The 13,130-nt window shown below is 55.3% G+C and carries 14 protein-coding genes; 8 read left to right on the plus strand and 6 right to left on the minus strand.

Annotation, left to right across the window (positions count from 1 at the left end):
- Nucleotides 1-134: 134 nt before the first annotated feature.
- Entirely contained in the window at nt 135-1,334 is a 1,200-nt protein-coding gene (locus H9I52_RS15900) for an L-dopachrome tautomerase-related protein (protein WP_187454644.1), read from the minus strand.
- A gap of 580 nt (nt 1,335-1,914) precedes the next feature.
- Between H9I52_RS15900 and H9I52_RS15905 the strand changes: the two genes are divergently transcribed.
- A complete protein-coding gene (locus tag H9I52_RS15905; RefSeq protein ID WP_139515625.1) occupies nt 1,915-2,454 on the plus strand; it encodes a hypothetical protein in 540 nt (179 codons plus the stop codon).
- A gap of 24 nt (nt 2,455-2,478) precedes the next feature.
- On the opposite strand, the gene H9I52_RS15910 is transcribed toward H9I52_RS15905, so the two are convergent.
- Both H9I52_RS15910 and H9I52_RS15915 read right to left on the minus strand, forming a co-directional pair.
- A complete protein-coding gene (locus tag H9I52_RS15910; protein WP_187454645.1) occupies nt 2,479-3,483 on the minus strand; it encodes a hypothetical protein in 1,005 nt (334 codons plus the stop codon).
- A gap of 155 nt (nt 3,484-3,638) precedes the next feature.
- A complete protein-coding gene (locus H9I52_RS15915) occupies nt 3,639-4,040 on the minus strand; it encodes a hypothetical protein (protein WP_139515624.1) in 402 nt (133 codons plus the stop codon).
- 139 nt (nt 4,041-4,179) lie between these two features.
- Between H9I52_RS15915 and H9I52_RS15920 the strand changes: the two genes are divergently transcribed.
- A complete protein-coding gene (locus H9I52_RS15920; RefSeq protein WP_187454646.1) occupies nt 4,180-6,006 on the plus strand; it encodes a WG repeat-containing protein in 1,827 nt (608 codons plus the stop codon).
- A 14-nt stretch (nt 6,007-6,020) separates the two neighbouring features.
- Here the strand turns inward: H9I52_RS15920 and H9I52_RS15925 are convergent, their stop codons facing one another.
- Nucleotides 6,021-6,476: a DUF6799 domain-containing protein gene (locus tag H9I52_RS15925; protein ID WP_187454647.1), complete on the minus strand. Its 456-nt coding sequence runs from the start codon at nt 6,474-6,476 to the stop codon at nt 6,021-6,023.
- Between the two features lie 141 nt (nt 6,477-6,617).
- Between H9I52_RS15925 and H9I52_RS15930 the strand changes: the two genes are divergently transcribed.
- Nucleotides 6,618-6,860 (plus strand): hypothetical protein, encoded by a 243-nt coding sequence (locus H9I52_RS15930; protein WP_187454648.1) that lies wholly within the window; start codon nt 6,618-6,620, stop codon nt 6,858-6,860.
- Between the two features lie 85 nt (nt 6,861-6,945).
- Here H9I52_RS15930 and H9I52_RS15935 read toward each other — a convergent pair whose 3' ends face one another.
- Complete coding sequence (locus H9I52_RS15935) at nt 6,946-8,463, minus strand: hypothetical protein (RefSeq protein ID WP_187454649.1); 1,518 nt, start codon at nt 8,461-8,463, stop codon at nt 6,946-6,948.
- A gap of 189 nt (nt 8,464-8,652) precedes the next feature.
- On the opposite strand from H9I52_RS15935, the gene H9I52_RS15940 reads away from it, so the two are divergent.
- From H9I52_RS15940 to H9I52_RS15960, 5 genes are all read left to right on the plus strand, one after another.
- The gene (locus H9I52_RS15940; RefSeq protein ID WP_187454650.1) at nt 8,653-9,408 is read left to right on the plus strand and encodes a hypothetical protein; all 756 of its coding nucleotides are present in this window, start codon (nt 8,653-8,655) and stop codon (nt 9,406-9,408) included.
- A gap of 33 nt (nt 9,409-9,441) precedes the next feature.
- A complete protein-coding gene (locus H9I52_RS15945) occupies nt 9,442-10,050 on the plus strand; it encodes a hypothetical protein (protein WP_187454651.1) in 609 nt (202 codons plus the stop codon).
- An 84-nt stretch (nt 10,051-10,134) separates the two neighbouring features.
- Nucleotides 10,135-10,752: a hypothetical protein gene (locus H9I52_RS15950; protein ID WP_187454652.1), complete on the plus strand. Its 618-nt coding sequence runs from the start codon at nt 10,135-10,137 to the stop codon at nt 10,750-10,752.
- A gap of 110 nt (nt 10,753-10,862) precedes the next feature.
- Nucleotides 10,863-11,081, plus strand: a complete 219-nt coding sequence (locus H9I52_RS15955; protein WP_139515616.1) for a CsbD family protein — start codon at nt 10,863-10,865, stop codon at nt 11,079-11,081.
- Nucleotides 11,082-11,223: 142 nt separating this feature from the next.
- Nucleotides 11,224-11,805, plus strand: coding sequence for a DNA-binding protein (locus H9I52_RS15960; RefSeq protein ID WP_187454653.1), 582 nt, complete (start codon nt 11,224-11,226; stop codon nt 11,803-11,805).
- Between the two features lie 56 nt (nt 11,806-11,861).
- Here the strand turns inward: H9I52_RS15960 and H9I52_RS15965 are convergent, their stop codons facing one another.
- Nucleotides 11,862-13,076: an NAD(P)-dependent oxidoreductase gene (locus H9I52_RS15965; RefSeq protein WP_187454654.1), complete on the minus strand. Its 1,215-nt coding sequence runs from the start codon at nt 13,074-13,076 to the stop codon at nt 11,862-11,864.
- Nucleotides 13,077-13,130: the final 54 nt, after the last annotated feature.

The following is a 13,130-nucleotide window of genomic DNA, read 5'->3' on the forward strand; positions in this document are numbered from 1 at the left end:
AAATATGCCTCTATTTCAAACGCTTTAGGTTTGAACCGATTACTCAGGCGCTAAGTTTCATTTGCCAATCTATCCAAAATAAAAGGAAAAGCCTTCCGAAAATAGAAAGGCTTTTCTACAACGCACCGGCGTCATTACTTCGGCAGCGCCATTTTGAAGATGTGAAAAGGCTGATCCTGCATGCTTACACCCTTGTTCCAATTGGGAGTTTTGTGAATAGCCGACGTAGTTACGTACAGCTCGTTATTTGGCGTAAGACTGTATGTATCAGGCCATTGCAAACGTTTGTCCTGGACAAGAGTTTCGATTTTGCCAGCTGGTGTGCGTCGCACGAGCGAGTTAGTTTCGAAGCTGGTCAGGTACACATTGTTGCTGGCATCAATTTCCAGTCCGTCGGAGGCCGGAACCGTTCCCAGGTCTTCCACTTGTTGCCCAACTTGCGCATCCGAAAGGGCGGCGTTACGCAGTGCTTCGGTCTTGATGCGGTAGAGCTTGTGGCTGGTCAGGGGCATATAATAGAGATACTGAAAGTCGCGGCTCAAGGCAATGCCGTCAGCATTCAGCTGCATGGGTTTGCCTTTCGCATCCACCATGAGGTGGCCGTCGGCTTTGAGTTGCAACGATTTGTCGGCCTTTACCGACGGATGGTTGCTCAAGGCCTTACGGGCTTTTCCGGAGGCCAAATCAACGACTATCAGGCTCCCGATGCCTGACTCGGTGATGTAGGCAATGTTGCGCTGCGTATCGATGCGCACGTCGTTGAGGTAGGCTTTGCGCGGCACCACCGATTCGGGAAAAGAAATGGTTTGCACCACCTTGTTTGTCTTCGGGTCAATTTTGACCAGCTTCGGTCCGCCTACCACCGTGTATTTCAAGCCGGGTGCCGCTGGGTCGAGTACCCAAATTGTGCCTTTCTGATCAACGTGAACGCTCTGTGGGCAAATCCAGTGCTTCTGTGGCTCGTTCTTCACCGAGTCATTCCACATGCACCAGCTGGCATCTGGGTAAGGCTTCACCGAATTATCGCTGCCAACGAGCGCAATCGGGTACACCGGGTTGTAATCCCAGCGCGGGAAATCGGCTAGTACGCGCCCGTCGTGCGTAACGGCTACGCCCACAAACTGCGGACCACGCAATTCGGCCACGAGTTGCAATGCCGAACTGCCTTTGTTGGCACTCGAGTCGGCAGCGGCACCGGTAGCACTGGCAGCGTCCGTTGGAGAAGTGGGCTGAGAAGGCGAAGAACAACCTTGGGCTGCAAGAAGCGCCAGCAGGCTGGCGAAAGTAGCTACGCGCAGGGGCCCCGCGGCAGAAGGAAGAGCAGGAAATAGCATCAGCGGATTGGGTTTGGTTGTGTGGATACGGAACAGCTTGGCTCTCAGAGTTTATAGCTTATTCTTTACGCACAATTACTTACTGCGTTCGCTTTGCCCTTGAGTTTGCTAATTGCCTACGTGTCAGCTACTAAAACCACTTCTGAAAATTTTCTCCTAACAACCCGTACGAAGGAGTTCTGACGAGTGCTGCACCGTCACTTCAGCCTTTCAGGTCAGCTCGATTTTTTGCCTCAAAAGGCAAAAATTTCCCTCATTTTTCTACTAATATTATTAGCACAAACAAATCAGCCGAAAGCTTTGAAAGTCCAATTTTAATGTCTGAACTCACCCGTGATTTTTTCCGAAAAGTTGGCGATTGGTATTTATTGGCTATTTTTACCCTCATTAATACAACATTTTATTCTTTTTATCTAGTTTAATGGGCTTTTAAAGGGCTCTCAAGGCCTTTTTCGTCTACTTCTGATTTTTCGTCTGCAACCTTTTTTCTACTAATCAGGTTAACCTTGCTCTCATTTGCCAGACTCGCTGGCCGCCCATCCTCTTCGGGTCTAAAGAAGGGTCCACCAACCTTATTCTCATGTCCATTGCCCTATTCTTACTGACTTTTTTGTTTCCGCCCCGCCCCCTTACCACCTCTGTTGCCGTTGTTCCTCCGGTAGTTGCACACATGAGCGCACGCAGCGTTTCTTTCGAACGGCGCGTCGCGGCCCCCACGCATCTTCCTTCGACTTTACCAAGCTATACCGTTACGGCTACGGTATATAATGCCGAACCCAGCCAGACCGACGCCGAGCCCTTTGTTACGGCCGACAACTCGCGAATTTCGCGGCATCACACCAGCAAAAACCGCTGGATGGCTCTCTCACGCGACATGCTTAAGTCGCACGGAGGCAAATTTGATTACGGCGATTCCATCACAGTAAGCGGTATTTCGCCCGCTCTCGACGGCAACTACGTCGTGCACGATACGATGAACCGCCGCTACCGCCACCGCATCGACCTCCTCGTCAACCGGCACGAGGCCTTGTATGACGAGTGGGTGCGCTTCGGCAAGTGGGACAAAGTAAAAATCAGCAAGGTAAATCCGGCAAAGCCTGCAGTTTGGCAAGCCAGCTAACCATCTGATTACCAATATATTGAATTAAACAGGGTATTTTTCTATGTTCCGCGACACACCGTCGGCGTCATAGAGAAAGCTGAGTGGCTGCGCAGGATCGCGCAAAATTTCGCTGAGCGGAATCTGCCACCGTTTCCACATTTCCAAAAGCGACTGCCCGTAAGCCGAGTTTTCCCACGGGTTAAACACTTCGCTGGTGATGTCGTCGATAAGCGTGTCGTACACGATGTGGTCGTCGCCGGCCTGCACCGGGCGCGGAAAATAATCGGGCACCACATTAAACAAGTAGGCCGCGTAATATACGCGCGCTTTGAATTCGGCTACCTGAATCGGGTGCAACGGCCGCTGCGCATCGGCATACACACGGCGCATCGCCTGCCGGATAATGCCGTTATCAAACAAGCAAGCCATGATGACTACGTTGTCGAGCTTGATGCTGAATGTCATCGTAGTCAGATCGTCGTCGTATTCGAACGGCACTGTATCTTGCTGAGGGTCAACCTCTAATACAAACACCGAAGCCGGGCTGAAATCTTCGAATACAATCGGGACGCGAAGCGCCTGAAACGTTTGGAAGAACGCCTGAAATCGCCGCAACATCTGAGCATTTTCGGCTAGCGGGTAGCGGGGCTTTACCAAGGGATCGAGCTCGGTCAAGAGTTCCGTGACCAGCACGCCGTAAAACATTTTGCCGAGCCACAAAAACAGCGTTTTCTCGTCGAGCGCCCGTATGGCGTCGAGTCCTTGCGCAGCAGCCTTCTCTACCGTCGCTTCCAGCGGCGCAACGTGCTGGGTGTGGCAGCGGGGGCAGCACGGAATTCGTAAGTCACTGTACGTGACCACACTCTGATCAAGCAACAGGATTTGCCGGTTGGCTAGTTGGTAGCGTTCCTGCAACCACGGCGCAAACACCGGCACCGAATCTGTGGGCGGTGTGGTGGGCCGGCCGCACAAGAAGCACTGCTCCGGCCCAAAGCGCATCCCTTCGAACGGATAATAAATCGTGAGGTCGTCGGCTGAAGTAGGCATGAGCGCGCGGGAAAAAGTAAGGCGCAAAAGTACTGCGCCAAACCCTGACGTGTAGTGCCATTTCTGATGCAACGTCCGGAAGTAATAAAGTAAAAGGCCTTCGCTCGTCTGAGCGGAGGCCTTTTACTTTATTGGCTAACAGCTAGTTACAACTATTAGCGCGACAAAGCATTGCCAAGCTTAATCAGCAATTTGCCTAGGTTCTTCAGCGGTCCGGTGTAGCCATTATCGGCTTCTTCGGCAATTTTGGTAGTTTCGGCACCCAGCGTAGCCAGCGTTTCGGCGATGGCGTGGGCTTCGGTTGTTTCGGCCGTAATCTGCTCGCGCAGCGTTCCTAGTTCCTGAATGATCTTGGCCAGGCCCGGCCGCTCGGAGGCCCGCAACACGGCTTCCCACCGATCAATTTCGGCTAGTCCGTGCTTGTTACCCGGTTCGGGAACGCCGTCGTTGAGCAGCGCGACGGTATCGTCGAGCAAGGCGGTGTTCTGCTGATCAGTTACATCCAAGGGCACTGTGGGCGTAACGGGAGTTTGGGGCGTGGGGGCAGTCGAATCCATGATCAAAAGTCATTAGGCAAAGAGAAGTACCTCGTATACTTGCTTCTCCCTTGAAAAGTTAAGGCGACCGGACCGCCGAAAAGTTCGTAGAAGTTGCCCGTTCTTCTTGCTTGTAGCCAGGGAACTCGTTTTGCGCCCCATGCTCCACGTTTATTTGCCCGCACCTTTTTCCGATTCCGCGCAGCAGCTTCAATTTGAGGCCGTGCGCGCGGCGTTGGCCGCGGAGCCCAACGGCCCCACCAGCCTGCTGCTCGGCAATCTGAGCCTGCACGCCCGTGCTCAACTCGATGCCGTAGTGGTGCGCCCGCACAGCATCACCATTTTGGTACTGGAGCCGCGTGGGGGCCGCCTGCGCATCACCGACTTTGCCAACGGCGCCTGGAGCCTTGATAACGAGCCAGTTAGAACCAAGGAGCAGGCAGTAAATCCTTTTCAGCAATTCTTAAATCATAAGTCTCAGTTAACCAATTACTTACAACCATTATTAGAAACGGGCGCCGTTAACTTCAATTTTATTACGGGCATGTTGCTGTTCGGCGAAACTGTGGAATTTGGGCCCGAAGTGGAGCCGCAGATGGCAGCCGTACCTGCGGCCAGCAGCTTCCACCTGTTGGCCAACCCGGCGCGTTTTACCCGCCTTTTGGCGCAGGTCGCCACACCCGAAATCGACTTGACGGAAGCCGACTTATGGCAGCTGTTGACTGACATAGCGCCGGCTTTTGAAGTGCCAGCCGACATTGGGCTGCCAACACAACATGTGGCGGCGGCTGACCCGGAATCTTCCGGCGATTTTATCCGGCAAAAAGTTTCGCAGCTATGGCGCTGGTTGGGTGCCGCCGACCTGGAAGAAGTAGACCGCTCCTACAGCGAAGATGAGCGCAGCTTTGCGGCCCGCAGCCAAGAAAAAGCCGAGCTCGAACAGCTCCGCGCCAGTTTGCAAGCCGAACTCGACGAGAAACTGCGGGCCATGGAAGCCCGCGAGGCCGAACGCGAGCGCAGCATTAATCAGCTACGCGAGCAATTGGCGCAGGCCCCGCCCGTAGCGCCAGAAGCCGTGGTGCTGCAACAGCAGCTCAGCGCTGAGCAACAGGAAAAAACGGCCATTGAACAAGCTATTCAGGCTTCCAAAGCCGAATCGGCGGTCCGAAACCAGGCGCTCGACTCCAAGATCCAGCGCTTGGAAAACCTGCTGCGGCGCATCCAGAACGCGCCAGCCGGCTCACGATACAAGTCACTGTCTAACAAATATTTACCCCTAGCCACGAAACAGTTGCGGGCGTGGTGGCAGGTACCCCGGCTGCGCTTGGCCGCGGGTGGACTGGGGCTGCTGGTTGTGGTAATCTGGGTGATCGCGGCCCGCCAAGACAAGCCGCTGAAGCGGTTTGAGCAAGATGGCAAATGGGGTTTCGCAGCCGCTGACGGCACCCCCGTGATCCCGGCCCGCTACGCCTCAGTGAGCGACTTTAAAGGTGCGCTGGCGGTGGTGGAAAAAGACCATGCCTTCGGATTCGTCGATCGGAAGGGCAACGAAGTTATTCCGCCGCGCTACGATGCGCTCAACCCCTATGTGGAGGGCTATGCGCGCGCTCGTATCGGCAACCTATACACCTTTATCGACGAAGACGGGAAGGAGTTTAACTCGTACTATTACAACGCGTTAGACTTTTCCGAAGGCCATGCCGCCGTACTCGATCGACGGGGCTGGTTTTATATTTCCGGCAACGACGAGACCACTGCTGAGCCGATCCTTTTTCAGGAAGCTTACTCTTTCCATGAGGGGCTGGCCCGCGTGAAACTTGCGGGCGCCTACACCTTCATCACGGAAGATTATCTGGACGACCCCAGCGAAAGAACGGTCCCGTTCGGCCGCTATGCCCATGCCAGCGATTTTGCTGACCACCGCGCCCGCGTTACGCAAAAAGGCCGCACGTTTTTCATCGACACCCACGGCAAACGCATTGACTAACTGCGCGTTGCAACTTAGTCGTCGTGTTTTTTGTGCTTTTGTTTGCCGTGCTTTTTGTAGTAGCCGCGGCCCCGGTGCCCTTGCCGAACCTCGTACTCGGGAACTTGACCCGTGCCGGCCGGAAATGCCAGCATCTGCGGAGTGCCTGCGCCACTGGCCTGCAACACCAGTTGCCCGTCGCTGCTCGTGACCACGCGAGAAGGCAAGCCTGACAGCGTACAGCCTTGTCCCTCAGATAATTCTGTACGGTTGCCGTCGGCGGCTATCACAAAGCCGTCGTGGGTGACAGTGCGTCCGTTGGGCAGGTGCACATCGTGTTCCATGGGCAGCTTGTCGCCGTTGCGCAGGATGTACATGGTCCCGTTGAGCCGCAGAAAACCGTCGTTGGCGGTTTTTTGGGCCGCCGCGCGCTGACCGTACGCCACAAGCAACAATACGATGACAATCAGGCGCATACGATATAAAACCATATTTACAGAAGGAAATTAGGAAAGGCAATGGCGTACAGAAACTGCACCACAACCTAAGCGTACGAAGAAACGCGGGTTACCTTTTCCGAATTCTGGTATTAAGGAAAGTTAAAGTTGAATTTCCATCATTTTATTTCTGCCATGAAAATCTCCTTCAAGACCCTGTTCGTTGCTGCTGCTTTCTCTACGTTTGCTATGACTTCGTGTGGTGATGCTAACAAAGCTGCTAATGCTACCGAAAACGCCGCTAACAACACGGCTGATGCCGCTGGCAACGTCGTTGATAGCGCGAAAGCTGACATGGCAACCGAGCCCGGCGACACGGCTGTGGTTCAGAACAAGGAAGCTGATAAGTTGGTAGAAGAAACTCCTGAGAAGAAGTAATTTCTGCTTGCTGCTTATAAAAAAGACCCGCTCCTGAATCAGGAGCGGGTCTTTTTTTATACACAATCATCTTACTGTCAAACACTTAACTTGCAAGCTCCATTAGTACGTCGTAATAGGGGCGCTGCAACATGCGGGCCCGTAACCAGGCATAGAAACTGATAGCGTGGATATCTTCGCGCTCCAGGGGCTGAAACGAAGGCAGCTGATCGACGCGCTCGGCAAAATCGGGTCGCGTGGCGGCGGCAGGGTCGTCGATGATTTCGCGCACCAACCCCAAGTAACTCAGCACATAACGATACGGGCCACCTTCGGCAAACTGCTCGCGAAGCACCCGCTCAATGGCCCGCAGCCGGTTGTAGGCAAGGTCGGGGTTGCCCATTTCGAGTTGGGTCAGCATTTCGCCCAGGTTTTTGTTGAGCACCCACTCGATGCCCATCTGCTGCTCGCACCAATGGTCGGAGCGGCCGATGCCAATAAGCACTTGGTTGGTTTTGGCAAACTGTCCTTCGGCAAAATAATGAAAGCCCAAGCCGAGGCGTGCCGTGAGTTGGTCGCGGGGTGAAAGCGTACCTTCGGCGCCCTTGATCACTTCTACTAACAGCTTGATACTCTCACCATTGCGTCTTTGAAAAGCGTAGTTAGCTGCCAGCAGAAACGTGTGCTTGGGCAGAAACTCGGCGTAGTTGCTGCGCGGCCCCGAGTGCAGAACCACCCGAAGTTTTTCCAGATACGCCACCGATTCGTCGAAGCGACGCAGGCGGTACAGGGCGTGCGCCACCATGTAAAGCAGGCCTAGCTGGTAGTAGCGGTGGGCGGGCTGGAAGCCGTGGCGCTTTTCCATGAGGTGGTAGCAGCGCATCACAAAGGGCGCAAACGAAGCAAAATCGCGGCGCACGAGCATGGCGCTGCGCGTGATGGACATGAGCCGGTACAGCAGCGCCGGACGGCGGGCAAAGGCTTCCTGCAAATCGTACTCGCGCAGCACTTCCTGCAAAATGGCGTCGAATGACTCGCCGGCGCGGCCCTTTATTCGTGCTTGCCGCAGGCGCTGGCGGATGAGGCTGTCGGCAATGCCGGCGCGCTCCTCTTCGTCGGCGGCTTTCTTGTTTTGGTTGCGCCGACGGATGATGTCGGCCAGCTCGTCGGCGTGCTCGCTGTTGGCCTGCGCAATCTGGAGGTTGTAGACGGTGTTCAGCAGCTCGTATTGTTCGTTTTGGCTGGCCAGTTTTTCGGCTTTGCGCAGCATGCCCCAAGCCAACCGCGGTACGCCTACGTCGAACAGATACTGCGCCAGCGACAAAAAGCCGCGCACCGAAGAGGCCGCCGTAGGGTCTTGTTGGCGCTGGCGCAGCAGCAGAAAATCGGTAAGGTGGCGCATGAGCCGCTTGCGTAACGCATAGTAAGCCACGGCATTAGCCTCGTCGGGGTAGAGGCGGCTCACGAGTTGCTCGGTGGTGTAGGCACGCTGCTGGAGCAGCAGCTCATAGAGTTGCAGGTCTAGCCGATCCTTTTGCTTTTTGCCCTGCCGCTGGATGAAGCGCCCAAAATCCTTGCGGTCGTCGGGCGAAAAAGTAGCGAGCGTAGTTCGCAAATCATCCATTGGGGCTAAGAAATATTAATCAGGCTAAAAAACAATTTAAAAAGTCTAATATTATTCAAATAACTGTCTTATTATAAGCCAGTTATCAATACATAGTATTGGATTCCAATGTCTAAATAAACAAAATATCCGTTAGATTTTCGCCGTCCCGGTTCTGCATCTTCGTGTCGTTCTTAACCCCCTCCCCCCATGCGACACGCATTACTCTTCCTGTTGACCTTCCTGCTGACGGCCCCGGCGTGGGCGCAGGACGTACTGACCAAACAAAACGGCGACGAACTCCAAGTGAAAGTGCTGGAGATTTCGCCCACTGAAGTCAAGTATAAGCGCACCGACAACCCCGACGGCCCCCTGATTTCGGTGCGCAAGTCGGAGGTGTTTATGATTCGCTACGCCAATGGCACGAAGGAAATCCTGAGCCAGCTTCCCGCCGGCGCGCAGCCTTCCGTGGGTAGCGCCCCCACGCCTATCACCGGCCCGGTAGTGCCCGGCGACGAAGAGCCGGCTTTCGAGCACATCAAGCTGGGCGGGCCGCGCCTGGGCTTCACCGTGCTCACGGGCGGCATGCTGAATAAAGCGCGGGGAATTGATGGCTACCACAACCTCAACCCGTTTCTGACGCAGTTTGGCTGGCAATTTGAAACCCGCATTTTTCGAATGCCCAACGGCACGGCGGGCTTGTTTGAGATCGTACCGCTGATTGGCGGACTTGAGCAAGGTAAGTTTATTCCGAGCATCAACGGCTTGATTGGCATACGCGGGCCCAAAGGCTTTGAGTTTGGCCTGGGCCCCAACCTGACGCCGGTGTCGGCCAACATTGCCTTGGCCGTGGGCACTTCTTTCCACGCCAACGGGGTCAACTTTCCGGTCAACTTTGCTGTGGTTCCGGGCAACGGCGGGGCCCGCTTCAGCCTGCTTTTCGGCTTCAACTCGAAGCGCAATTAACCATTTGATTATCAATTGATTAACTTAATCCCCATGCGACACTTCTATTTTCTGATTTTGTTTTTTGTGCCGCTGCTAAGCCAAGCGCAGGACGTAATTTTGCAGACCAACGGTGAAGAAACCAAGGGCAAAGTCCTGGCTATCAGCCCTGAGCAAGTAACCTACGTTTCCGGCGAAGCCGGCAAAACCGATACGCTTCAGCTGGCGGCCGCTTCAGTATTTCTGATTCGCTACGCCAACGGCACGAAGGAAGTGTTGCACGACCCGGCCGCGCCCACTGCTTCGGAAGGGCCAACTCTGACAAGCGCCCAGGCATACGAGCAGGGCCGCCTCGATGCCCGCAAATATTACAAATCACCGGCCGCGTTCTGGGGCACGTTTGGCACTACGCTCGTCACGCTGCCGGCTTACGGCCTAGGCGGCATCGTGACCGGGGCCGTGGTGGGCTCTACCGCTCCTCCAGCGACCCGATTCGTGGTGCCCGATGCTCGGCTGCTGACCAATGCCGATTATGTAAGCGGCTACCGCAAGCAGGCCCAAAACAAAAAGCTGGGCCAAGCCGCCGCCGGCTACGGTGCGGGTATGGGGGCGGGCGTGCTCGTGACAATGATATTTATAGCCGCCTTGTTCAGCGCACATTGATTTGATTATCCTATAACTAACTCTATCACAACTCAATACATGGTCTCCTCTCGGCTTATTGCTTTTCTAACCGCCCTGCTTTGCTTGTTTTCACTTTCCACCGCCTCCGCCCAGGACCGCATTACGCGCACCGACGGCGTGGAGGTGCTGGGCAAGGTGGTACGGGTGACTCCGGCCGAAGTAGTGTACCTCCCTGAAACGCCCGCGGGCAGCACCGACACCCTGCACTTGAATACAGATGTAGTTTTCCTTATCCGGTACGCCGACGGCAAAAAGCGCATTCTGCACAACCCCGCCCTGCCCGGCAATAGCACAGTGGCCCCTGCGCTCACCGATGCCGAGCTGGCTACCAAAGGCCGCGAGGACGCTAAACGCAACTACTCTACCGTCGGCACCTTTTGGGGGGCTTACGGCGCCACAATTGCAGTGCCTCTGCTAGCCCTGCGCTCCCGGGCTCCGGTAATCGGCCCGGTGCTTGGCGTGGGCGTGGTCGCCACCTTGGCCAGCGTGCGGCCCAGCGAAAAAAACTTTGAAATCCTCTCGCCCGAACTGCGCGCTAATCCTAGCTACATGGCTGCCTACCGAAAGCAGGCACGCCGCAAGAAGGCTGGGAGCGCCATTGGCGGCTTTGGCGCTGCACTTGGAACGGGGGCAGTGGCAGTGGCCATCATCGCTTATCTGCTTCGCGACGGCTTTAGTTGAGATATTCCGGGGCAATAGCGTCGCCTTTAAGGACTGCTTACCTCAACCTTACCGCCGGGCTTAACGTATGGGGTAGAAATACATTTCTTTCCACCCAAACCCTTACTGCCATGGACTTGAATAACAATAATGTCAATGACCAAACGGAATTGCGCGCCCGCGGCGGCTGGAACGAAGTAAAAGGCAAAGCCAAACAACAGTGGGGCAACCTCACCGACGATGACCTTGAATATAAGGAAGGTCAGCAGGACGAATGGTTCGGCCGCCTACAACAGAAAACCGGTCATACTGTGGACGAAATCAAAGATTGGTTTCACCGCAACTTCTAAATCCTCAAGGAGTTAAGTATAACTCCGGGTTAAAAAAGCCCCGAGCCGTGCGCCCTGCGCCAGCCCGGGGCTTTTTTACGTCAGGTTTGTTTTGTACTTGTGCTTGGCTTCAGCCAGCATGGGGAGTTACTGAGATTTGTGCATGACCATTGCTCCGGAGGAACTGCGCACTTTGGGCAACACTGCCTTGCTTCAGCTGCCTAAAACAGCTTTTTTCTGTTCGCGCGTTTACCCTACCTGCGCCGAGCGCGGCACGTATTTGTGGGCGTTGGAGCAGCGCTACCGCGGCCACTGCATCATTTCGGGCTTTCATTCGCAGCTCGAGCAGTCGGTATTTCGGTATCTGCTGCAAGGCGCCGCCCAACCAATTGTGTACGTGTTGGGGCGGGGCATTCAGCCCAAGCTGCGGTTTGAATACGGTCCTGAAATTGACGCCGGACGCCTGCTATTCGTGTCGCCCTTCGAGCCCGATACCACGACCGTAACCCCCGAAACCGCCGACATCCGCAACCAACTTATTGCGCAGCTAGCCGATAAATTCTTTGTGCCCTACGTCACCCCCGGCGGTACGCTGGAGCACCTCCTGCTCAGCCCAAGCGCCCAGAACAAGCCCGTCTACACCCTCAACATTCCCGAAAACCGCGATCGCCTGCGCAGCGGCGCGTTCCTAGCCTTGCAGCCTAACGGCGTCTTCGGCCGCGACGCATACAAGCCGAATTATTGAGCAATGCATTCTTATAAACACTTTACTATCAATTGGTTATATATACAGCTAAACTATCAATCAGCGACGTAATCGCTTAAGTACTGATAGCGCTCCGTCAGCTTGCCGTTGCGGGCGATGGTTGCCCGCTCAATAACCTCATCCGATTGGCTGCCAACCAGATGCGGAAATACATTGTCGATAAGCTGCCGGCCAAAATCGCGCGAAGCATTGCGCGGCAGCTCGCACGGCAGGTTGTCGACGGCCATCACCGTGATGTTATCGGGTCGCGAATAAGGCGCTTCGAGCTGGCCGGTCTGGGGGTTGTAGTCGAAGGCCGGATCGGCAATGCTGCTGGCCCGCTTGGTGCACGGAATCGAGCCATTTACGTCGCAGGTCACGTCGGCGATGGTGGTGATGCGGAAGTCGGGCCGACGCGTGTCTTCTTCCGTAAAAAGCTTCGGCGCCGTTGGGTGCCAGTAGGCGCAGGCAATCAGCAAGTCCGTGACGGGCAAGAACTTATCGAACGTCGATTTGTAGAGGTGAGGGTTGTGGTGAAAGTCCGGCGTATCCCACACGCGGCCGTCGAGGCGGGCGTTGTAGTCAGAAGAGCGTAGCTGCGCGTACACCGGCTCCCGAAAATCCAGGTACAGATAATCGTATACGCTCACCCGCCGAATGCCCATGCGGTCGAGCACTTCGAGCGCGCCCTGCGCCACCCGCCCCGAACCCGTCACGGCCATCTTGATAGGCGGCAGCTTTTTCACCTTGAAAAACTCTTCCTGCATGTCGTCCATGTCCACGCATTGCCAAGCGGGCTTGAGCTCGTAGAGGTTGAATTTGCGGCCGTACGTGAGCAAGCCGTTGTACGCCCCCACGATGCCGGCGTAGCGCCCAAACGCCACGATGCGCTCCTCGCGGTCGTTGGTGAGCAACTCGTAGTCGACCAGCGTAATGTTCTTTTTCAATACCTGCCGCAGCAGTTCCCGGTTGGCCGGCTGCTTCTTGACAGTGTGCGAAAAGAACAAATAGGTTTTATTGGCAATCAGCTGATTTACAGGCACTTCCTTCACACCCATCAGAATGTCGCAATCGGAAATATCGGCCCGCACTTCGATGCCGAGGTCGCGGTACTCTTGGTCGGAATAGCTCCGAATCGGGCTTTCCTGCACCACAATCTGCACGTTGGGAAAGGTGGTTTGCACTTCGACGCACTTTTTGGGAGTAAGCGGCACGCGGCGATCGGCGGGAATTTTTCCTTCGCGAATCAGGCCGATTTTAACTTTTTGCATCGGTTATGGGTTGGGAGGGTGGTGGGCAAAACTACACGTTCTCACGGCAATGCC

Source organism: Hymenobacter sp. BT491 (genome assembly GCF_014349165.1).
Taxonomy (GTDB): domain Bacteria; phylum Bacteroidota; class Bacteroidia; order Cytophagales; family Hymenobacteraceae; genus Hymenobacter; species Hymenobacter jejuensis.